The organism is Deinococcus sp. AB2017081, assembly GCF_034440735.1.
Classification (GTDB): Bacteria; Deinococcota; Deinococci; order Deinococcales; family Deinococcaceae; genus Deinococcus; species Deinococcus rufus.
The window spans coordinates 908,164-930,128 of sequence record NZ_CP140098.1 but is presented as its reverse complement, the minus strand read 5'-3'; the positions used below and the strand labels follow the sequence as shown (position 1 = coordinate 930,128).

Sequence of the window (21,965 nt, the reverse complement as noted above, 5' to 3'; positions counted from 1 at the left end):
GGCGAGCCGCCAAACTGTCGGGTTTTTCTCGTAAACTGTGGAGGTGAGCGTCCGTCTTCCCTCCACCGTCCGGCTCATGGTGCCCGCGCTGTTCGCAGTCGGGTGGCCGGTGGCCGCCGCACAGGACACGGCCGGAGCTGTGACGCTGGTGCAGGGCCAGGGCTATCTGGAGGTGCAGCGCGACGGGGGCAGCTGGGCCCCCCAGACGGGCGCGGCAGCGATCACGACCGGCCTGCGCAGCGGCACCGGCCGCGCCATCCTGCGGGCCGGGGCACAGGGCACGGTCATCATGGGCAGCGCGTCGCAGCTGCGCCGCCTGCGCGACGAGGCCGACCTGACGCGCGGGCGCTTCTTCCTGCGCGGCCCGGTGGCGGTGCATGTCCAGGGCAACCACGTGGTCATGGAGGGCCGTGGGCAGCTCCGGGTCGATCTGGCCGATGCCACGCAGCGGGTGGCGGTGCTCAGCGGCAGCGTCCGGATCGACCTGAACGGCAAGGTCGTGACGGTCGAGGCCGGACAGCAGGTCGCGCTGCGCAGCGGCACGGTGACGGCGTTCCGGGAGAACGACCCGTGGTACGCCGCACAGTTCCGCGGCGAGGGCGACGCCGTCGTGCAGGCCACGCGCGGCGCCGTGCGGCTGGGCACGGCGGGGTCGGCCGCTCGCAGCGCCCTGGTCGGAGATGCCCTGCGCCCGGGCAGCGCCGTGAATACCGGCAGGGACGCCTGGGCCGAGATCGGCTTCAGCGGCGGCGGCTACCTGCGCCTGAACGAGCAGAGCGAACTGAGCGTGCTGAGCGTGGAACGCACCGAGACCGGCCGCGAGGTGCTGCTGCGGCTGGCACGCGGCACCGCGTGGAACGTCGTCGAGAAGGGTCAGGGCGGCTACCGCCTGGACACACCGGTGGTGAGCACGGCCGTGCGCGGCACGGTGTTCCGGGTGGACGCCAGCGGCGTGGTCAAGGTGTTCGAGGGGCAGGTCGCGCTGCCCAGCCAGGGCGACACGCCGCTCGCGCAGGGACAGGCCCGGACACCGGACGGCGCCCTCGCTCCGCTGGTGCTGGACGACACCGATCGCCTGAACCAGTCGCTGGACGTGGCCCGCGCCGCGCCGCTGGTGCTGGATGTCGGGGCGCGGGCCGTGAGCCTGCGTGACCTGGCGGTGCAGGCCAGCAGCCAGCCGGGGGCAGGCCTGAGCGTGACCATCGCCGGGCGCACCCTGCCGCTGTCCGGGCAGGAGGGGCAGTACCGCCTGGATCGGCTGGAAGACCAGCTGCCCGAGGGCCAGTACCGCGTGCAGGTGCGGGCCAGCCGCGCCGGACAGACCATCACGCGCACGCAGGTCATCAGCATCGACCGCACGCCGCCCGCGCTGAGCGGCCTGCGGGCCGAGCGGCAGGGCCGGGTGCTGATCGTGTCCGGCACGCTGCGGGACGCCAGCCCTGCCCGCGTGACCGTCACCGTGACGGCCGGGCCCACCGTCATCACGCACCATGTCAATGGCGCGGCCGGCTCCTTCCGCTGGCTGCTGCCCAGTCCTGGCGACGGTGTCCCGGTCACCCTGATCGGACGGGACGCCGCTGGAAACGAGAGCCGTGCGGTCCTCCCCTGAACGCTCGCTGGCGGCCTACACGGCACCCCTCGCGGCCGTGCTGGCCGTGGCGCTGACCCTGCTGCTGCCAGACAATGCCCGGCTGTGGGACGCGCTGAACCGGGCCATGCCCGGCCCACCGGATCCACGTGTCGTGGTGGTGGGCATTGACGCGGCGTCCCTGCGGGACTACGGCCGGATCGGGGCGTGGCCGCGTGATCTGTATGCCCAGGCCCTGAGCACCCTGAACGAGGCCGGGGTCAGCGCGATCGGCGTGAATGTGCTGCTCAGCGATCCGGCGGTCGGGGACACGCGGCTGCAGCAGACCTTCAGCCAGCCCAACGTGGTGCTGGCGACCGCGCCCGATGAGCCGCCCGGCGCCACGCCGCCCGGATGGACGTCCCCGACCGGGGTGAGCGCCCTGAACATCGGCGCCGATGGCGTGGTGCGCGCGTTCCAGACGGCCTACGCCCGGGCAGACGACCCGGCGGCCCTGACGCCCAGCTTCGCGCGGCAGGTGGCGGTCGCGGCCGGGCGCTCCGTCCCGCTGGACGTCACACCGCGCATCCTGCGGTACCGGCAGCCCGATCCTGAGCGCCTGCCGGTGCTGTCCTTCCGGGACGTCGTCAACGGCAACGTCCGGTACGGCGACCTGCAGGGCCGGGTGGTCATCCTGGGCCTGACCGCCGACGGCATGGGCGGGCCGGTCGTCCGGGACACGACCGGGCAGGTCGTTTCTCCGGTGCAGCTCCAGGCGCGGGCGGTGAGCAGCCTGCTGGACGTGCCGTTCACGCGCCTGCCCTGGGGCGTGCTGGCCGCGCTGGGCGCGCTCGCGGCGGTCGCGGCGGTGCTGGCCCGTGGGCTGTGGGGCTTCGGCCTGGCCACGCTGATGCTGGCGCTGGCGGCCCCGCTGTGGCTCCAGAACGTCCTGCTGCCCGGCGTGACCCTGTCGCTGTGCGCGATCGTCGGCACCGTCATGGTCATGCTGGAACGGGCATGGAACCTGCGCCACCTGACCACCCGCGACCCGCTGACCGGCTTCGGCAACCGTGTGGCCTTCACCCGCGCGGTCGAGCAGCGCTGGCAGAGCCGCGCAGAGCGCCCCCTGGGACTGGTGCTGGTGGATCTCAGCGGCTTCCGCAAGGTGAACGACGCCTACGGGCACGCGGCCGGCGACGACCTGCTGCGCGACCTGTCCGAACGGATCGGGCAGTACCGCCGCCGGGGCGACCTGCTGTTCCGCTGGGGCCCCGACGAATTCGCGGTGCTGCTTGACAACGCCGGCCCGCAGGAACTGGCCGGGATCACCCAGCGCATCCAGGAGTCGCTCGACACCCTGACCTTCCGCGACGTGCCACTGCGGGCCTCGGTGGGCGCGGCCCGCACCGGCCCGGAGATCCGCTCGCCGACCGAACTGGTCGAGGCCGCCAGCCGCAGCCGCTACCGCGTGAAGTACCAGCGGCTCCAGCGCACCTGATACGCCGCCGGCACCCGGCGTATGCTCGGCCCATGACCGACCTGTCCGCACCGCGGCCCCCGAACCTGCTGAGCATCCAGTCGTGGGTGAGTTACGGCCACGTGGGCAACGCGGCGGCGATCTTTCCCCTGCAACGCCTGGGCTTCGAGGTCTGGGGGATCCACACCGTGCAGTTCTCGAACCACACCGGCTACGGGGCGTGGACCGGCACGGTCTTTCCCCCCGAGACCATCGCGCAGGTGCTGGACGGCATCGAGGCGCGGGGCGTGCTGGGCGAGTGTGACGGCGTGCTGAGCGGCTATCTGGGGTCGGCCGGCACGGTCTCGGCGGTGGTGGACGCCGTGGGGCGCGTGCGGGCCGCGAATCCGGCCGCGCTGTACTGCTGCGACCCGGTCATGGGCGACGTGGGGCGCGGAGTGTTCGTCCATCCGGAGCTGCCGGCATTGATCGCGGCGCAGGCGGTGCCAGCAGCCGACATCGTCACGCCCAACCAGTTCGAGCTGGAACTGCTGACTGGCCTGGCGGTGAACACGCTGCAAGACGCACTGGACGCGGCCCGCACCCTGCGGGAGCAGCTGAACGCGGGCGGCCCCCGGATCGTGCTGGTGACCAGCCTGACCCGCCAGGACGCCCCGGCCGACACCATCGAGACCCTGGCGCTGACCGGCGACGGGGCGTGGCTGTGCCGCACGCCGCTGCTGCCGCTGAACCCGCCGCGCAACGGCACCGGTGACGCGATCGCCGCGCTGTTCTACGGGCAGTACCTGCGCACCGGGGATGCCGCGCAGGCGCTGTCGCTGGCCATGAGTGCCCTGTACGCCGTGCTGGAGCGCACCCACGCCGCGGGAACACGCGAGATCCAGCTGATCGCCGCCCAGGATCAGCTCGCCGCCCCCACCCGCGTCTTCGCGGCCGAGCCAGTCATGTGACCCGCGACCTTTACAGAATGCCCATGAGGGCACGGTCTTGACCCTCTCAGGGTCAGTCAAAGGCAGGTTTCAGACCCTCTCACGGTTCCCGGTGACACCCTGCTCAGACTGTGAGGCATGAAACACATCATGTTCCCGACGGCCGCCGACGCTGACGCCTTCCTCGCCGACGTGCAGCAGCAGGGGGCCACCCTGGGCAACGCCACGTACACCCGACGCGGCACCGCGACGGACGGCACCTACGCCGACGGCACCTATGCAGACGGCACCGTCACGGGTGACGCCGGGGCCGGCGCCGAGGACGCCGGAGCCGGGGCGGTCAAGGGCACCGGGGTCGGCGCGGTGGTCGGTGCGGCCGCCGGGTTCCTGGCCACGGCCGGTACCGTCGCGGCGGGCGTGGCCACCGGCGGCCTGGCCGTGCCGGTGATCCTGGGGATGGCCGCGCTGGGTTCCGGTGTGGGTGCCGCCGTGGGCGCGACCGGTGGGGCCATGGGCATCGACGAGAACCGTGACGGCCGCACCGCCGAGACCGGCACCGGCGACTACTACGAGGCCGACGACTCCTACTACGACCGCATGGACTCCACCATGAGTGGCGGCGGCCGCGTGGTGGCCGTGCAGGATCCGGTGCCCGCCAACGTGATGGACGCGGCGACCCGCCACGGCGGCGAGGTGGTCGACGCCGGGGACAGCGTGTCCCGGATGGATCGCGGCATGACGGGCGGTACCACCATGGGCCACGCCACCGACGCCGCCGGCTCAAAGGTGGACGAGGCCGCCGACCGCCTGCGGGCCGCCGGCCACTCGGCCGCCGCCAGCGTGACCGGCAACCCCGAGCATGACCGCCTGGCCGCCGAAGACCGTGCCCGCGCCGACATGAACAACCGCGAGGCCGATGCCGCGTACGACGCCACCCGCGCCGAGGCCCGCGACGGCGACCGCCGCTGAGTCCAGAGCTGTGTCACCCCCGCCGCGCACTGCGGGCGGGGGTTCTTCCGTGGTGGGGAACCGGGCGGCCCTCGGCCCAGGCCCTAGACTGTTGTCATGCTACTGAGCATCATCGTTCTCGATTCTGTCGGGGTGGGCGAGCTGCCGGACGCAGAGGCGTTCGGTGACCGGGGCGCGTACACCCTGAACCATACGCTGGCGGCCGCGCCCGTGGCCCTGCCCAACCTGTCACGCCTGGGCCTGGGACGCATCCCGACCGTCCACACCAGCGCCCACACCGTGCTGCCAGACGTGCCGGTCAGTGGTGGCCACGGCCGTATGCGCGAGGTCAGTCCCGGCAAGGACACCAGCACCGGGCACTGGGAGTTCATGGGCGTGCAGCTCCAGCACGCCTTCCAGGTGTTCCCGCAGGGCTTCCCGGCGCGGATCATGGCGGCCTTCGACGCCGCCACCGGGCGCGGCCACCTGTGCAACGCGGTGTACTCCGGCACCGACGTGATCCGTGACTTTGGTGAGGAGCACCGGCAGACCGGCTTCCCGATCGTGTACACCAGCGCCGACAGCGTGTTCCAGATCGCCGCGCACGAGGACGTGGTGCCGCTGGAGACGCTGTACGCGTGGTGCCAGGCCGCCCGCGACCTGCTGCAGGGCGAGGACGCCGTGGCCCGCGTGATCGCCCGGCCGTTCCGGGGGGCCTTCCCCTTCGAACGGGCCAACGAGCACCGCCGCGACTTCAGCCTGGAGCCGCCGCGCACCGTGCTGGACGCCCTGAAGGACGCGGGCTGCGCAGTCGTGGGGATCGGGAAGATCCCGGACATCTACGCGCACCGGGGCTTCACCGAGGAGATCCACACCGACGACAACGCCGACGGCACCGCGAAAACCATCGCCCGGATCCGGCAGGCCGCGCAGGACGGCACGCACGGCCTGATCTTCACGAACCTCGTGGATTTCGACTCGAAGTTCGGGCACCGCCGCGACCCGCACGGCTACTCGGCGTGTCTGGCCGCCTTCGACGCGGCCCTGCCGGACATCCTGGCCGCCCTGCCCCGGGACAGCGCCCTGCTGGTCATCAGCGACCATGGCAACGACCCCACGTGGCGCGGCACCGACCACACCCGCGAGTACGGCCTGCTGCTGACCTCCCGGCCCGGCGGCGCGGCGGTCGATCTAGGCGAGCGCGCCACCTTCGCGGACGTGGGGGCCACGGCGGCCCGCGCCCTGGGGGCCGCGTGGGACGGGCCGGGTGAGGAGTTCTGGACACAGATCGCATGAGCGCCGCCCCGGAGACCCCGGCCGAGGCGGGCACCGGGAGCGTCCGCATGGGCGCGGAGTCGTTCTCGATGACCCTGACGCTGGGGGGGCGCTACGCGGGGGAACAGCACTGGACGGTGACCCCCGAGCGCAGCGCCGTGGTCGCACGGGTGCAGACCGATTTCGGCGGAGTCCTGCCCGACATCCGCCGCGCCCAGACCAGCCGCCTGCACCCACGTACCCTGCACAGCCTGGGCTACGCCGAGGGTGATGGCCGGGGCGGCCGGGCGAGTTTCGAGACGACCTTCGACCGCCGCAGCGGTCTGGTGACCCTGCGTCAGGGCCGCGACGAGGCCAGTGCCCCGCTGAGCACCGACTACCACGATCCCGTGAGCCTGCTGCTGTGGCTGCGCACCCTGGGGGCAGAGGGCCCCGAACGCGCCCACGCCCAGCTGACCGGCGGCCGCGTGCTGATCCAGCGCCTGCCCGACAGCGAGATCGCCGGCGAGGCGGCCGTGGGCTACTTCCTGCGGCCCGGCAACGCCTACGTGTACGTGCAGGCCGCGCCACCGCACCGCCTGCTGCGCCTGATCCAGCCCACCGACTTCGGCCCGGTCGAGGCGAACCTGGACGCCCAGCCCAGCGCCGGCCGCCGCCCGGAGCGCCCCGAACGCCGCCGCCGCCGGCACTGAAGGATGTCCAGGGGCCGGAGTGTCCAGACGTCTGAATGCCGGGCGGCGAATACCCCGCACTGGCCCCAGTCTGGCTATAAGACCGGCCCGAATTGATTTCATGGGCAGCCTCTCACAAGGACGCAGACGTATTTATCACTCCCCAGAAAACTTGACTTCATGACGTGATATTTCAGGCCCCAGGCATTCAGACCTTTCGACCCTCAGACGCTCAGACCCCTCTGGAGTGCCCATGCAAGTCCTCGAAGGCCCAGCGGCCCGCGCCGCGCTGACCCGCAGTTTTGCCGAGATCCCCGTCCCGGACGCCGTCCTGTCCCGTATCGAGTCGATGTTCGGTGAGCCGCTGACCCCCGATCAGGTCGTGGAACGCATCCTGGCCGACGTCCGTGCCCGTGGCGACGACGCCCTGCTTGACTGGACGGAGAAGCTCGACGGTTCCCGCCCCGAGGCGCTGGCCGTGGACGCGGCCGAGATCGCCGCCGCCACCGTCCCGGACGACCTGCACGCCGCGATCCGCACCGCGATCGACCGGGTGCGGGCCTTCTACGGGCAGCAGCCTGCACACGGCTTCCTGACCCACGGCCCGGACGGCGCGCTGGGGCAGCTCGTGCGGCCGATCGGGCGGGTGGGCGTGTACGTGCCCGGTGGGCTGGCCCCGCTGATCAGCACCCTGATCCACACCGCCGTGCCCGCCCAGGTGGCCGGCGTGCCCGAGATCGTCGTGACCACGCCACCGGACCGTTCGGGGCGCATCCACCCCGCGATCCTGGTGGCCGCGCGGGAACTGGGGATCTCGCAGGTCTTTGGCGTGGGGGGGGCGCAGGCCATCGGAGCCCTCGCGTACGGCACCGCCAGCCTGCCCGCCGTGGACAAGATCGCGGGGCCGGGGAACCTGTTCGTGGTGATCGCCAAGCGCATGGTGTATGGCCAGGCGGGGATCGAGAGCCTGCCCGGCCCGACCGAGACGCTGGTGGTGGCCGACGACAGCGCCGATGCCCGCTTCGTGGCGGCGGACCTGCTCGCGCAGGCCGAGCACCTGGGGGCCGAGCCGGTGCTCGTCTCGACCAGCCGTGACCTGCTGGTGCGGGTGCAGGCTGAACTGAATGGGCAACTCGAAGCGCTGCCCGAACCCAACCGGAGCTGGGCACGCGACAGCGTGGCCTCGCGCATGAAGGTCGTCCTGGCCGCCGATCTGGACGAGGCGCTGGAGCTCTCGAACCTGTACGCGCCCGAGCACCTGTGCCTGCTCACCCGCGATCCGTGGAGCGTGCTGGGCCGTGTGACCCGTGCGGGTGGGGTCTTCATCGGGGAGCACTCCATGGAGGCGCTGGGCGACTATGTGGCCGGCCCCAGCCACGTCATGCCGACCGGCGGCACGGCGCGGTTCATGAGTCCGGTCAACGTCCGCGACTTCCAGACCATCATCAGCGTGGTGGGCGTGAATGAGGCGACCCTGCGGCGCATCGGCCCGGCCGGCGTCACCCTGGCCCGTGCCGAGGGACTGGAGGCCCACGCCCGCGCCATCGAGAGCCGCCTGCTGCCGGCCCCGCCGGACGCGTAGCCGCACCGGCGCCCCCCCCGGTACCCCCACTGTGGTCTGGTCCGAACCATCAGGCGCTCAGACCGGGCGTGGCAGGGTGGAGGCATGACCGAGCAGACCGTGCCCCTCGACCACGTCCTGCATGTCCTGCCGCTGCCCAGCCGGGCGCGGCTCCTGCACCTGCAACGGCGCGGGGTCGAGGTGCAGTGCCTGAGCACCCCCGGCGGCCTGCCGCCCCTGTGGCTGGTCGCCCGCGTGGGCACGCAGACGGTCCGCACGTCGGATCACCCCTGGATCGCCCCGGCCCTGGTGCACGAACTCGTGCAGCTGACCGAGGCGCTGGTGAACTGATCCGGCCGAGCATGAACTGAGCCATAAGGGCCGCCGGCCGCGCGCCGCCCTGGCCCTCAGGGCCACGTGACATACCTCTGGGGAGGAGCACCCACCCACCCCCGTCTGCCACGTCGGCAGAACCGGTGCCCGCCGGTACGTGCCGGCTGGCCGCTCCCAAAGGATCCCCGGATGAAGACGCTTGCCCTGATCGTGCTGCCGACCCTTGCCCTCGCCGCCTGCGCCCAGCCTGGGACGTCGGCCCCGACCGCTCCTGCCGGACAGATCGCGTATGGGCTGACCACGTCTGGACGGGTCGCCACCTTCGGCCTGGACAATCCCGCCGCCAGCGTGAGCAGCGTGGCGATCACCGGTGTGGCCAGCGGTGAGAGCGTGGTGGACATCGATGTCCGCAACACCGACAACCGGCTGTACGGCGTGACCGGTGCCGGCAGGGTCTACGTGATCGATCCCGTGACCGGTGCGGCCACCGCCGACGGGGCCAGCGTGACCAGCACCGCCGTGGTCGCCATGGACTTCAACCCGGTCGCCAACCGCCTGCGCGTGATCGGCCAGAACGACGCGAACTTCCGCCTGACTGTGAACAGCGCGCCGGTGCCCCAAGCCTCTCCGGCCGGCACCCTGACGGCCGACGGCACCTTCGCGTTCACCTCGAGCACGGCCAACCCCAACCTGGCCGGCGCGGCGTACACCAACTCCTTCGACAACAGCGCGTCGACGGCTGTGGTGCCCACCGCCACGGCGCTGTACTCGGTCGATGCCGACACCGATCAGCTGATCCTGCACTCGAACAACACCACGGCCACCCCCGCCCTGCCGACCGGCAACTTCAGCAGCCTGAGCAGCGTGGGGGCCCTGGGCACGGACATCAGCGTGGGCATGACCGGTTTCGACATTGCCGGCGCCAGCAGCGCGTTCCTGAGCAGCGCCATGAATGGCAGCACCACCCTGTACACGGTCGATCTGGCGACCGGCGCGGCGACCAGCAAGGGCACCCTGAGCGGCACCGCCCTGACCTCGCTGGCCCTGAAACTCCCGGCCCAGTAAGCCTGCCGCCACAGGTGAGCCCCCGCCCCCCCACCGGCGGGGGCTCACCTGTGGCGGCGCCGCACGGTCCACAGGCGCACAATGGGTCATGTCCGCCGCCGTTCCCGCCCCGCGCCCCGTGCTCCCGGAGGTGATCCATGCTCGTCGTGCAGCTCAGTGATCCCCACATCGACGCCCTGCGCCCGGACAAGGCCGCCGCCTTCGGACGGGCGGTCGAGCACGTGAGGACGCTGCCCATGCGGCCAGACGCGGTGCTGATCACCGGCGACTGCACAGATCACGGCCGGCAGGACGAATATGACGTCCTGCAGAGCCTGCTGGCCCCGCTGGACATGCCGGTGTATGTGGTGCCGGGCAACCACGACGACCGCGCCGCGATGCTTGAGCGCTTCGGACACCTGGGCACGCAGCGTCTGGACGGCTTCCTGCACTACGTGGTCGACGACCTGCCGGTGCGCCTGATCGGGCTGGACACGCAGGTGCCCGGACAGGGCGGCGGCGAGCTGTGCGACCGCCGCCTGGCGTGGCTGGACGCCCGCCTGGACGAGGCGCGTGCCCGGCCCACGCTGCTGTTCATGCACCACCCGCCGCTGGTCAGCGGTCTGGATGTCATGGACGCGATCGGCCTGGAGGGCAGCGCCCGGCTGTGCGACCTGGTGCTGCAGCACCCGCACGTGGCCCGCGTGGTCGCCGGACACGTCCACATGGCCGTGACCACCACCTTCGGCAACAGCACCCTGATGACCTGCCCCGGCACCGACGCCACCTTCCAGCCGGATCTGAGCCACCCCGCGCAGCTGATCCTGCAGTACCAGCCGCCGCTGGCGCTGCTGCACACCTGGAGCGAGCCCACCGGCCTGCTGAGCTTCACCCACTTCCTAGACGACGCCCCGTGGATCACGCTGCACGACGGACAGCGGTGGGCCCCCACCGAGCCCACCGCTCACCCGGCGCACTGACAGGAGCGCTCAGGTCGTGACGCGCAGCCACCCGCCGTCGACGTAGTACGTGCTGCCCACCGCGTAGCTGGCCCGGGGCGAACACAGGAACACCGCGAAATCCGCGATCTCCTCGGGGGTGGCGAATCGCCCGATGGGCGCGTTCTCGTCCGCGATGGTCTGGAGGTACTGCTCCCACGTCTGGGCCCTGCCCTCGGTGAGGATCCGCGCCGTCTTCTCCCAGTCGGGCGTGCGTACCAGCCCCGGATTCAGGGCGTTCACGCGGATCCCGTGGGGGATCAGTTCGTTCGCCAGGCACTTGGAGAACATGACCAGCGCCGCCTTGGTGACGTTGTAGATCGGTTCATACCCCAGCGGCTGCGTCGCGCAGATCGACGCATTGTTCAGGATCGCGCCGCCCCCACGCGGGATCATCAGCGGCGCGAGTGAGCGCGACAGCCGCACTGCCGCCATGACGTGCAGTTCCCAGTAGTGCTGCCACTTCTCGTCCGGGGCGTTCAGGATCGTCTCCTCGCTGCCGGTGCCGGCGTTGTTGAAGAGGATGTCCGCGCCGCCGTACTCGTCCTGCACGGCCTGCACCAGCCGATCCGTGTCGGCGGCCACCGCCACGTCGGCCGGCACCGCCAGCACCTTGACCCCGAACTCGGCCCGGATGGTGTCGGCCACACCCGCGAGCCGGTCTGCGTTCCGCGCACACAGCGCCAGATGCACGCCCTCGGCCGCGAAGCCGCGCGCCACCGCCAGCCCGATGCCCACGCTGCCGCCCGTCACCACCGCCACCTTCCCCGTGAGTCCGAGATCCATGGATGTTCTCCTCTGACCGCAGACGCCCCACCCCGCGCGGGGCAGCGCACCGTTCCGGCCGTGTGAATGCCCGCATGGTAGCTGGCACAATGCCCTTCATGCCGCCGCCCCCGCCCACCGCCCCGAAAAGCGAGTGGCGCGCGTGGGCCAGATCCACCCGCGCGGCCCTGCCCGACGTGTCGGCCGGGATCACCGCCCACCTGCGGGCCTTCCTGCACGGGCACGGGATCGAGCGCGTCCTGGCCTACCGCGCCGTGTCCGGCGAACCCGACGTGTCGGGACTGGCCCCCGACTTCGACCTGTCCACCACCCGCGCCCGCTTCCGGCCAGAGGTGCGACTGACGCTGCACCCGTGGCACACGGCCACCGAGGTCAGCCGGTTTGGTGCGCTCCAGCCCCCCGCCGACGCGCCCCGGGTCGCGCTGCACCACGTCCAGGCCATCCTGCTGCCCGCCCTGGCCTTCGACACGCGCGGCGTGCGCCTGGGCTACGGCGGCGGTTTCTACGACCGCCTGCTGCCGAAGTTCACAGGCGTGACCATCGGCGTGATCCATTCGGCCCTGCTGGTGCCGGAGCTGCCCGGAGAGGCGCACGACTGCCCGGTGGCGTGGGTGGCGACGGAGGGGGGGGTGGTCAGGATGGGGCAGGACGGGCGGTACCCATCACCCCCCTCTGCTTCGCAGCTCTGCGAGTCCCCAACCCTCCCCCACAAGGAGGGAGGGAGCTAACCCCCTCAGTCTCCGATTCTCAGCTCGTTCTGCACGTCTCCGGCGCGATCCTGCACGATGGCCGCCGCCACTGCATCCGCCGACATGGCCCCCTTCGGGGCGCGGCCGACCTGGGCCCACAATCCGGTGTCCACGGCGGGCGGCAGCACCAGGGTGAGGCCCACGCTCCGCGCTTCCAGGCGGGCGATGCCCACGGCGGTCGCCACGGCGGCCTTGCTCGCCGCGTACTGCGTGAAGCCCCGTGCGGTCACGAGTTCCGGGCGGGCTCCCAGCACGTACACGCGCCCGCACGCGTTCAGGCGGGGCAGCCCGTGCTTGAGCACCCACAGCCCCCCGAAGTAGTTGGCGTTCCACACGGCGCGCACCTTCGCCGGATCGGCGTCCTTCAGGGGTTCGGGCAGGGCCACGCCCGCCGCGTAGACCAGCGTGTCTATGCCGCTCATACCCTCCAGGAGCGCCTTCACGTGGCTCTCGTAGCCCACGTCGGCCACGCGATGCGCCGCACCGAGTTCGGCGGCCAGCGCGGACAGCCGGCCCTCGTCCCGGCCGGACAGCGTCAGGGTGTCGCCCTGCGCCGCGAAGGCCCGTGCCGTGGCGGCGCCGATGCCGCCCGTTGCCCCGAAGATCAGCGTGTTCATGCAGTCAGTGAAGCGCACGGCGGCGCGGCGGACGGTAGGCAGGGGTACGGAGGGGTTCAGTCCACATCCACCCCGAGTTCCGGGTGCCGGGCCAGTTCCACCAGCCGGCGCACCTGCTTGGGAAGGTTGCGGCCCAGGCTCAGGGGCGGGAGCTGCTCCACGCTGAACCAGCCGCTCTCCAGCGTCTCGGTGTTGGCGGGGTGTTCGGTGTCTGCACCGACCAGTTCGCACAGCAGGTTCAGCTTGTAGACCGCCCACAGATCCGGCGGGTGGGCGTGTTTGCCCTTGTCGAACACGGCCAGGAGGCGCACGGCCCGCACCTCGCGGCCGGTCTCCTCGCGCACCTCGCGCACGGCGATCTCGCGGGGGCTCTCGCCGGGGTCGGCCCAGCCGCCGGGGAGGCTCCACCGGCCGTCGGCGCGTTCGCGGGTCAGGAGCACGTCGCCTGCGGCATTTAGAACGAGCGCCCGCACGTCCACCTTGGGCGTCAGGTACCCCTGCTCGATGCTCAGCAGGCCCGAGACGGCCGCAGCGTCCTGCCCGGTCTGCTCGGCCAGGAGTTCTCCGGTCAGGGCCAGCAGCCGCACGTAGCGGTCACGGTCGTAGTCGTCGCAGGTATACGTCAGGCCCGCCTGGGCGATGGACTGCAGTTCGCGGAGCTGCGCGAGGGTCGGCATACCGGCGACTCTAGCCCCCCAGCGGCCACGCCTCCACCGGCGCGTAGACCCCGCCCGGCCCCGGCTTGCGCATCAGGGCGACCCCTGGGGCCGTGAAGGTCACGGGATCAGCCTCCAGATCGGCAAAGATGACCTGGGCCTCGGCCAGCAGCGCGGGCAGATCCACGCCCTTCCGTGCCAGGGCGACCGACAGGTGCGGCGTCATGTGCGGCCCCTCATAGCCGAAGCGCTGGGTGGGCTGGATAGCGTCCAGCAGGGCCACGTGCAGGCGCACCACGTCCGGGCTGTCCACGTGCAGGTACAGGGCACTGCCGTTCCCGAACAGGCGCGGCCCGCCGATGGTCACGGTCACGGGTGGGTGCGCGGCGATGGCCTCCCGCGCCCGCTGCGCCCAGGTCAGCTCCGCGTCCAGCCCACTGCGCGCCTTGACCGTGATGTGCGGCACGGCCGCCGCGTCCCGCAGCCCGTGCGCCCCGTGGAACGCCTGCACCCGCGCCGCCAGCTCTGGGGGTGGCAGGAGCGCGAGGAGGTAGGAGGGGGACATGGGGAGATCGTACTGATTGAATGAAGGAGAGAGCGGGTGCGTCGCCGAATTTCCCCCTCACCCCAGCCCTCTCCCGCGAGGGGAGACGGGGCAAAAAGCACACTCCCTGGCCCGCCCCCGTCCAGACCGCCTGGACGCCCCCTCCCCTGCTCCGGTACAGTTTCTGGTGTGAACCAGCCCCAGGAACAGCCCCTGAAGCGCACGCCGCTGCATGCCGCCCACCTGCGGGCCGGTGCCCGGATGGTGCCCTTCGGCGGGTGGGACATGCCGGTGCAGTACACCGGCGTGAAGGCGGAGCACGATGCGGTTCGCAGCAGGGCCGGCGTGTTCGACGTCTCGCACATGGGCGAGTTCCGTGTGACGGGCGCAGACGCACTGCGCTTCCTGCAACACCTGACCACCAACGACGTGAGCAAGCTCAAACCTGGCCGCGCCCAGTACAACTGGCTGCCGGGCGTGGCCGGCGGGCTGGTGGACGACATCTACATCTACCAGCACGCGGACGGCGAATACCTGCTGGTCGTGAACGCCAGCAACACGGCCAAGGACTGGGCCCACCTGCAGGAGCACACGACCGGCTTCGACGTGACGCTGACCGACGAGTCTGACCGCTGGGCGCTGCTGGCCGTGCAGGGGCCGCAGGCGGAGAGCCTGCTCCAGCCGCACACGGACGTGGATCTGAGCACGAAGAAGAAGAACGCCTTCTTCCCCGCGAGACTCTTCGACTTCGACGTGTGGCTGGCCCGCACCGGCTACACCGGCGAGGACGGCTTCGAGGTCTTCACCGACGCCAGCGAGGCCGAGACGGTCTGGGACAAGCTGATCGCCATCGGGATCACGCCCGCCGGGCTGGGGGCACGCGACACGCTGCGGCTGGAGGCGGGATTCCCCCTGTACGGCCACGAGTTCAGCGACACCATCCATCCCCTGAGCAGCACCTACACGTGGGTCGTGAAGGACAAGACACACGTGGGCAGAGGGCACATCTCGCTGGAGCCCGCCCACCGCCTGATCGGCCTGAAGCTGGAGCGCGTGCCCGTGCGCGAGGGCTATCCGGTCAAGGTGAACGGGCAGGTCGTGGGCCACGTCACCAGCGGCAGCAGCAGCCCCACGCTGGGCCACCCCATCGCCATGGCCCTGGTCGACAGCGCCCACGCCGGCGCAGACCTCTTCGAGGTCGAGGTGCGCGGGAAGGATCATCCGGCCACGCGGATGGAACTGCCGTTCTATAAACGCTGAGGAGTGGGGAAAAGACTCAGAGAGTCCGGCCCCTGTTCCCTACCCTGCCCACAGCCCACATCCCCCGGAGGAAGACATGAACACCCCCACCGAACTGAAATACGCCGCATCCCACGAATGGCTTTCCAGCGACGGCACCGTCGGCATCTCCGACTTCGCGCAGGATCAGCTGGGCGACGTGGTGTACGTCGAACTGCCCGAGGTCGGCCGTGAGGTCAAGGCCGGCGAGACCGTGGCCGTCGTCGAGAGCGTCAAGACCGCCAGCGACATCTACGCGCCCGCCAGCGGCACCATCACCGCCGTGAACGAGGAACTGAGCGGCACCCCCGAACTCGTGAACTCCGGCCCCTACGAGGGCGGCTGGCTGTTCAAGATGGACGTCACGGAAGAAGGCGACCTGATGGACGCCGACGCGTACGCCAGCGCGAACAGCTGAGGGAACCCCTCACCCCCAGCCCCTCTCCGCAAGCGGCTCATCCGAGTCCCCCAGGAGAGGGGAGCAATAGAGCAAAGCCATCGCCTTTCTCCCTCTCCATGGGGAGAGGGCCGGGGTGAGGGGTCTTTAATGCCCACACCCAAGGAGTTCCCCCATGCGTTCCCTGACCGACCTGCTCCAGACCACCGACTTCACTGACCGCCACATCGGCCCCACGCCGGAGGATCAGGCCGCCATGCTGTCCGAACTGGGCGTGGCCAGCCTGGACGAGCTGAGCGACACCACGCTGCCCGAGAGCATCCAGTTCCGGGGCGAGTTGCAGGTGGGCGGGCCGGTCACGGAGGCGCAGGCGCTGGCCGACCTGAAGGCGGTGGCGGCGAAGAACAAGGTGTTCCGCAGCTATATCGGAATGGGGTACAGCGGGACGCACACACCGGGCGTGATCCTGAGGAACATGCTGGAGAATCCCGGCTGGTACACGGCCTACACGCCGTACCAGGCCGAGATCTCGCAGGGGCGGCTGGAGATGCTGCTGAACTTCCAGCAGACGGTCATGGATCTGACCGCCATGCCGGTGTGCAACGCCTCGCTGCTGGACGAGGCGACTGCCGCCGCCGAAGCCATGACCCTGGCGAAGCGCTCGGGCAAGAGCAAGAGCAACACCTTCGTCCTGGCGCACGATGTCCACCCGCAGACGAAGGACGTGATCAAGACCCGCGCCGAGTACTTCGGGTTCGAGATCGTGGAGGTGAAGGCCGCGCAGATGGCCGCTGAGCTGCCCGAGTGCTTCGGCGTGCTGATGCAGACGCCGGGCACATACGGCGACCTGCACGACCTCTCCCCCATTGCCGACGCCGTGCACGCGCGGGGCGGGCTGCTGGTCGCGGCGACCGACCTGCTGGCCTCGGCGCTGGTGAAGCCGGTGGGCGAGATGGGCACCGACATCGTGATCGGCAGTGCCCAGAGGTTCGGCGTGCCGATGGGCTTCGGCGGGCCGCACGCGGCGTTCCTGGCGTGCAAGAGCGACTTCCAGCGCTCCATGCCGGGCCGCGTGATCGGCGTGAGCAAGGACGTGCGGGGCCGCCCCGCGCTGCGCATGGCGATGCAGACGCGCGAGCAGCACATCCGCCGCGAGAAGGCGACCAGCAACATCTGCACCGCGCAGGCGCTGCTGGCGAACATGGCCGCCGCGTATGCCGTCTACCACGGGCCGAAGGGCATCCGGACGATCGCGGAGCGCACGCAGCGCCTCGCGGGGGCGCTGGCCGGGGCGCTGACAGCGGCGGGCCTGCGGCTGGGGTCGGACACGTACGTCGACACCATCACCGTGAAGCCCCAGGACGTGGACGCCGTGCGGGAGCGTGCCCTGGGGATGGGCATGAACCTGCGCTACGGGAAGGGAAACGTGTGGGTCACGGTCAGCGTGGACGAGACGACCACGCCCGCCGACGTGCTCGACCTGATCCACGCCATCACCGGCACGCGGCCGGACGCTGGGCTCGATCTGGATAGCGTGTACGCCGACGGCATCCCCGCCCCGCTGAAGCGCACGAGCGAGTACCTGACGCACCCGGTCTTCAACACGCACCACAGCGAGCACGGCATGCTGCGCTACCTGAAGTCGCTGGAGAACAAGGACTACAGCCTGACGCACGGCATGATTCCGCTGGGTTCCTGCACCATGAAGCTGAACGCCACGACCGAGATGATCCCGGTCACGTGGCCCGAGTTCGGGCAGCTCCACCCCTTCGCGCCCGCTGACCAGACGGAAGGCTACGCGGACATGCTGGGGGAACTGGAAGCGTGGCTGGCCGATATCACCGGGTACGACGCCGTGAGCCTCCAGCCCAACAGCGGCGCGCAGGGCGAGTACGCGGGCCTGCTGGTCATCCGCAAGTACCACGAGAGCCGGGGCGAGGCGCACCGGAATATCTGCCTGATTCCCGCCAGCGCGCACGGCACCAACCCTGCCAGCGCCGCCATGATGGGTATGCAGGTCGTGGTCGTGAAGACCGACGCCGAGGGCAACATCGACATGGATGACCTGAAGGCGCAGGCCGAGACGCACAGCGCCAACCTGGGTGCCCTGATGATCACGTACCCCAGCACCCACGGCGTGTACGAGGAGCGCGTGAAGGACGCGTGCGACCTGATCCACCAGCACGGCGGGCAGGTGTACCTGGACGGCGCGAACATGAACGCCCAGGTCGGCCTGACCAAGCCCGGCCTGATCGGCAGCGACGTGAGCCACCTGAACCTGCACAAGACCTTCGCCATTCCCCACGGCGGCGGCGGGCCGGGCATGGGGCCGATCGGCGTGAAGGCGCACCTCGCGCCGTACCTGCCGAACCACACCGTGCGGCCCACCAGCGAGAGCCACACCGGGGCCGTCAGCGCCGCGCCGTATGGCAGCGCCAGCATCCTGCCGATCTCGTACCTGTACATCCGCCTGCTGGGGGCGGCCGGGCTGAAGAAGGCCACGCAGGTCGCACTGCTGAACGCCAACTACATCGCGCACCACCTGAAGGGCGCGTTCCCTGTGCTGTACACCGGCAAGGGGGGCCGCGTGGCGCACGAGTGCATCATCGACCTGCGACCCCTCAAGGCCGCCACCGGTATTACCGAGGAAGACGTCGCCAAGCGCCTGATGGACTACGGCTTCCACGCCCCCACCATGAGCTTCCCGGTGCCCGGCACGCTGATGATTGAGCCCACCGAGAGCGAGCCCAGGGCGGAACTCGACCGTTTTGTGGCCGCCATGCTGGGCATAAGACGCGAGATTCAGGACGTGCAGGACGAGCTGATCGCCGCTGCCGACAGCCCGCTGAAGCACGCGCCCCACACCCAGGACGACCTGATGGCCGACGAGTGGGAGCGGGCGTACAGCAGGGCCACCGCCGCCTACCCCACAAGCACACAGAAGCAGTGGAAATACTGGCCGAGTGTGAACCGCGTAGACAACGTGTACGGCGACAGGAATTTCGTGTGCAGCTGCCCGCCGGTCGAGGAGTGGGCGGAAGTTTAAATGTTCTAGTCATTTATCGTTAAGTAACCTCTAATCTCAGTTTATGCAATATATTTGCAAATAAAGTCCTTATAAATTCTTTCCGACTCGTGTCTAATATTTCACTTCCCTCCCTCTCCATATCTAGAACTATTGCAGCAATGCGCTTTTTATCTATTTCATGCAAGCCGGAAGATTTACATTTATTTTCAATGTGTTTTATTTTTTGAATATCGGTAGATATATCGCTTTTTTTAACTCTTTCCGATCTACCTATATCATCGAGATACTTATTCACAGCTCGAATTAAAACATCGTTGTCTACGTAATCTTCAAGACATAATCCTTCTTCTAAGCTAAATACCTGTTCTTCCTGTACCCCTTGAGATAGAAGCGAATCTCTAAGTGCCATTCCTCCCTTATCACCATCTACTAGATAGACAAGATGTATGCTCTGTTCAGCATATGTTGTGTGCCTTCCGTCTCTAGATAGTCCAGGAATACACTGGAAGCCTAGCGGTTTGTCGAAACTTAACGCCGATGCCTCTTTAAACAGAATAGGATACACCATGGCATCTACATTCCCCTCCGTAACAACTGCCGCACGTAAAGCGGCGAAGATGAATGCCGCTGAGCCGAGAAGATTGAACAGCCTCTCGACTTGGTTTCCTCTCTCTTGCCAGGGTCTATTTTTTATTTCGCTAGTGCCGTCAGGTTTTGTAATCACAGCTCGAACATTATTTAGATCTTGTGGTAGCGCCCCAGGAGAATGAGTACTGTAGATGACTTGACTGGCAAATGTCTGTTTCTCAAAAAAGTCAACAAGTTCCGCCTGAGCTTGTAGGTGTAGATGTTGCTCGATCTCATCCACTAAAATGACGGGCTTACTTGTCAAGTCCATTGAGCGCAAGAACGAACTAAGAGCTATAAACTGACGCAAACCCTCGCTTCTTCTTTCGATCGGGTGAGACATTCCAGAGCCTGAATCGAATATCTCAAAATTTATTATCCCTGCTCCTTCCGCTCTTAGTTCAATTTCTAGATCGGATTGTTTCCAACGATTCATAATGGTTTTTGTGATTTGCTTAGACACGATCCGTAATCTGTTGTTTAGCTTTGATAAATCCATACCTAATAGGCTTGTTATCTCAGCAACGGAAGTTCCGCCAACCCTAAAGATATATTCAAGTCTTTTTATTTCATCCTCTTCCTCTATAGAGGCTCTCCAAGGAAGATTGCGTATCTCTTCAGAGTAAAGCAAGAATTTTGGTCGTTCATTGAATAATTTTTCGCCGACTTTATTGTACAATAAATCGTTCTGGGCGCGTGAGTCTATTTCATTAAATATAATTGCTTTAAGATTATCCGTCGCTTCGTTAGCTTCCTCAAGTCCATCGATTGCATCCAATAAGCTTTGACTAGCCTTTTCAAGATCACTTGAAGAAGCGAGGCCATCGCTCTCTAAATACTTAACGAACTTGTCGATGATAGCTTTGTCTACTTCAGAATTTAATGAGTCTAATTGATTTTTCTTGATCATATTGGTAATTATTTTGCCCAAATTCCCATCTGCATCAGCTTTATAGACTGGCGCAGGCAAATAATCCCAACTTAAACCTCCATCATAAAACTTTTCAATTATAAAATATGCAGGTTTTATTTCATACGAGGCGAAATCTGATATCTCTACAGAATCTAGGGCAAATCTATAGCTGATAATATATTTATCCTCGCCCTCGTAAGCATTTACAATAAAAGGCTTTATCCATTTCCCATCTAAATTTAAATCTCTTAATGCAGCTAAGATAGTTGTCTTTCCCGATTCATTTGCGCCAATAATCGATGTCATTTTACCGTCGGTATAAATTGATGCCTCTTCGAATCTCCCGTATTTCCTAAGCTTCATCTCGATAAGTCTCATAGATTTCATGCTAGCAGAAAGCTAAGTTCGACCGTAGCGAATTTGGGGAACCATAAGTCCGACTGTTACTGATCCATGCGTAAATATGTAGCATAGGGTGTGACGATTTCCTTCTGGCGGCCAAGCCACCTCACGCGCACCCAGCAGGAAGAACGGCGTCTTGCCGCCCAGTCCGCCCTCGCTGACTCCGGCCGCCCGACCCGCGACCTGGCCCAGCAGTTCGGCGTGGCCGAGGTGACGATCCGTGCATGGCGTGCTCGGCTGCGGCGCGATGGAGAGGACGCGCTGCGCGCTTCCCGCGCCACCGGTCGACCACGGCGTCTGACTGCAGCCCAGCAGGACGAGATCGGGGCCATGATCGACGGCGATCCCCGGTCGCACGGCTTTGAGACCAGTGGCTGGACGATCCCGAAGATCCGCCACGTGATCGGCGTGACCTATGGCGTGTGGCTCGATCGGGCGCACCTCTCCCGGATCCTCCGCAGTTGGGGATTCACGTATCAGCGGCCCGCACTGCGGGCCGTGGAACGCCACGAAGACGACATCGCCACCTGGGTTCGTGTTCAGCGAGAGGCCCTGGGGAAAAAAAATCGCTGAGGGCGCGACCGTGGTGTTTCTGGACGAAAGCGGCTTCAGTCTGAAAACGACGAAAGTTCGCACCTGGGGGCGGTGTGGGCAGACGCCGATCATCCCCACAAAGCTGCGCTGGGAACATCTGTCCGTGATCGGTGCCATCACGACTGATGGGCAGTTCCTGCACCACACGCACCGCGGCGCGGTGCGCTCACCTGGGGTCGTGACGTTCTTGGAGCATGTCCTGCGACATGTGGATGGGGAGGTGATCGTGGTGCTGGATCGCGCCATGATCCACCGGTCGAAGGCGGTGCAAGCGTTCGTGCACCTGCACGAACGCCTGTCGTTGCTCTACCTGCCGCCGTATGCGCCGGAATTGAACCCGATCGAGTTGATCTGGGCCGATCTCAAACGGAATGTGGTGGGGAACTTCTGCGCGATGTCGATGAGCGAGTTGAAGAAGCGGCTGACGGTGGGCTGGCAGCGCATCCGGCGCAAAGCCCTGCCGCTTGCGTTCATCCGAGGAACGCAGTTTACGGCATCGCTACTGACTTAAGCACGGATCAGTAAGCACGAGCCGTCAATGCTCAAACCGTAAATCTTACCCTCAACGAGA

The 21,965-nt window shown here is 67.7% G+C and carries 20 protein-coding genes; 15 read left to right on the top strand and 5 right to left on the bottom strand.

Annotated elements, in window-relative coordinates; genetic code table 11:
- The first annotated feature begins 43 nt into the window (after positions 1-43).
- The 10 genes from U2P90_RS04530 (at position 44) to U2P90_RS04485 (ending at position 10,785) form a co-directional block, all read left to right on the top strand.
- Positions 44-1,609 (top strand): FecR family protein, encoded by a 1,566-nt coding sequence (locus U2P90_RS04530; RefSeq protein ID WP_322473978.1) that lies wholly within the window; start codon positions 44-46, stop codon positions 1,607-1,609.
- A complete protein-coding gene (locus U2P90_RS04525) occupies positions 1,593-3,065 on the top strand; it encodes a diguanylate cyclase domain-containing protein (protein WP_322473977.1) in 1,473 nt (490 codons plus the stop codon). The genes U2P90_RS04530 and U2P90_RS04525 overlap by 17 nt, the downstream gene beginning before the upstream one ends.
- 32 nt (positions 3,066-3,097) lie before the next feature.
- Positions 3,098-3,994: a pyridoxal kinase PdxY gene (gene pdxY, locus U2P90_RS04520; protein ID WP_295816702.1), complete on the top strand. Its 897-nt coding sequence runs from the start codon at positions 3,098-3,100 to the stop codon at positions 3,992-3,994.
- A gap of 117 nt (positions 3,995-4,111) precedes the next feature.
- The gene (locus U2P90_RS04515; protein ID WP_322473976.1) at positions 4,112-4,942 is read left to right on the top strand and encodes a hypothetical protein; all 831 of its coding nucleotides are present in this window, start codon (positions 4,112-4,114) and stop codon (positions 4,940-4,942) included.
- A 96-nt stretch (positions 4,943-5,038) separates the two neighbouring features.
- A complete protein-coding gene (locus tag U2P90_RS04510) occupies positions 5,039-6,217 on the top strand; it encodes a phosphopentomutase (protein WP_322473975.1) in 1,179 nt (392 codons plus the stop codon).
- Positions 6,214-6,888 (top strand): hypothetical protein, encoded by a 675-nt coding sequence (locus U2P90_RS04505; RefSeq protein ID WP_322473974.1) that lies wholly within the window; start codon positions 6,214-6,216, stop codon positions 6,886-6,888. Before U2P90_RS04510 ends, U2P90_RS04505 begins: the two co-directional genes overlap by 4 nt.
- Before the next feature lie 232 nt (positions 6,889-7,120).
- The gene (gene hisD, locus U2P90_RS04500; protein WP_322473973.1) at positions 7,121-8,449 is read left to right on the top strand and encodes a histidinol dehydrogenase; all 1,329 of its coding nucleotides are present in this window, start codon (positions 7,121-7,123) and stop codon (positions 8,447-8,449) included.
- A gap of 84 nt (positions 8,450-8,533) precedes the next feature.
- Positions 8,534-8,779 (top strand): hypothetical protein, encoded by a 246-nt coding sequence (locus U2P90_RS04495; RefSeq protein ID WP_295816707.1) that lies wholly within the window; start codon positions 8,534-8,536, stop codon positions 8,777-8,779.
- 171 nt (positions 8,780-8,950) lie between these two features.
- Positions 8,951-9,826, top strand: coding sequence for a DUF4394 domain-containing protein (locus U2P90_RS04490; protein WP_322473972.1), 876 nt, complete (start codon positions 8,951-8,953; stop codon positions 9,824-9,826).
- A gap of 137 nt (positions 9,827-9,963) precedes the next feature.
- Positions 9,964-10,785 carry a phosphodiesterase gene (locus tag U2P90_RS04485; protein WP_322473971.1) on the top strand — a complete coding sequence of 274 codons (822 nt, stop codon included), beginning with the start codon at positions 9,964-9,966 and terminating at the stop codon, positions 10,783-10,785.
- Between the two features lie 9 nt (positions 10,786-10,794).
- On the opposite strand, the gene U2P90_RS04480 is transcribed toward U2P90_RS04485, so the two are convergent.
- Positions 10,795-11,589: an SDR family NAD(P)-dependent oxidoreductase gene (locus tag U2P90_RS04480; RefSeq protein WP_322473970.1), complete on the bottom strand. Its 795-nt coding sequence runs from the start codon at positions 11,587-11,589 to the stop codon at positions 10,795-10,797.
- Positions 11,590-11,687: 98 nt separating this feature from the next.
- Between U2P90_RS04480 and U2P90_RS04475 the strand changes: the two genes are divergently transcribed.
- The gene (locus U2P90_RS04475; protein ID WP_322473969.1) at positions 11,688-12,317 is read left to right on the top strand and encodes a 5-formyltetrahydrofolate cyclo-ligase; all 630 of its coding nucleotides are present in this window, start codon (positions 11,688-11,690) and stop codon (positions 12,315-12,317) included.
- Positions 12,318-12,322: 5 nt separating this feature from the next.
- On the opposite strand, the gene U2P90_RS04470 is transcribed toward U2P90_RS04475, so the two are convergent.
- From U2P90_RS04470 to U2P90_RS04460, 3 genes are read right to left on the bottom strand one after another with little or no spacing between them, the layout of a single operon-like run.
- Positions 12,323-12,955: an SDR family NAD(P)-dependent oxidoreductase gene (locus tag U2P90_RS04470; protein WP_322473968.1), complete on the bottom strand. Its 633-nt coding sequence runs from the start codon at positions 12,953-12,955 to the stop codon at positions 12,323-12,325.
- A gap of 56 nt (positions 12,956-13,011) precedes the next feature.
- Complete coding sequence (locus U2P90_RS04465) at positions 13,012-13,632, bottom strand: NUDIX hydrolase (protein ID WP_322473967.1); 621 nt, start codon at positions 13,630-13,632, stop codon at positions 13,012-13,014.
- Between the two features lie 10 nt (positions 13,633-13,642).
- The gene (locus U2P90_RS04460) at positions 13,643-14,176 is read right to left on the bottom strand and encodes a 2'-5' RNA ligase family protein (protein WP_322473966.1); all 534 of its coding nucleotides are present in this window, start codon (positions 14,174-14,176) and stop codon (positions 13,643-13,645) included.
- Positions 14,177-14,416: 240 nt separating this feature from the next.
- On the opposite strand from U2P90_RS04460, the gene gcvT reads away from it, so the two are divergent.
- The 3 genes from gcvT (at position 14,417) to gcvP (ending at position 18,876) form a co-directional block, all read left to right on the top strand.
- Positions 14,417-15,415 (top strand): glycine cleavage system aminomethyltransferase GcvT, encoded by a 999-nt coding sequence (gene gcvT / locus U2P90_RS04455; RefSeq protein WP_380101675.1) that lies wholly within the window; start codon positions 14,417-14,419, stop codon positions 15,413-15,415.
- A gap of 76 nt (positions 15,416-15,491) precedes the next feature.
- Positions 15,492-15,851 carry a glycine cleavage system protein GcvH gene (gcvH, locus tag U2P90_RS04450; protein ID WP_322473964.1) on the top strand — a complete coding sequence of 120 codons (360 nt, stop codon included), beginning with the start codon at positions 15,492-15,494 and terminating at the stop codon, positions 15,849-15,851.
- Positions 15,852-16,005: 154 nt separating this feature from the next.
- Positions 16,006-18,876 carry an aminomethyl-transferring glycine dehydrogenase gene (gene gcvP, locus U2P90_RS04445; RefSeq protein ID WP_322473963.1) on the top strand — a complete coding sequence of 957 codons (2,871 nt, stop codon included), beginning with the start codon at positions 16,006-16,008 and terminating at the stop codon, positions 18,874-18,876.
- A 19-nt stretch (positions 18,877-18,895) separates the two neighbouring features.
- On the opposite strand, the gene U2P90_RS04440 is transcribed toward gcvP, so the two are convergent.
- Positions 18,896-20,776, bottom strand: coding sequence for an AAA family ATPase (locus U2P90_RS04440; protein ID WP_322473962.1), 1,881 nt, complete (start codon positions 20,774-20,776; stop codon positions 18,896-18,898).
- Positions 20,777-20,881: 105 nt separating this feature from the next.
- Here U2P90_RS04440 and U2P90_RS04435 point away from each other — a divergent pair.
- Positions 20,882-21,905, top strand: a protein-coding gene (locus tag U2P90_RS04435; protein WP_295823575.1) for an IS630 family transposase whose coding sequence is annotated in 2 segments (ribosomal slippage) — positions 20,882-21,355 and positions 21,357-21,905 — 1,023 coding nt in all. Because the reading frame shifts where the segments join, the coding sequence is not laid out codon by codon here.
- The last annotated feature ends 60 nt before the right edge of the window (positions 21,906-21,965 follow it).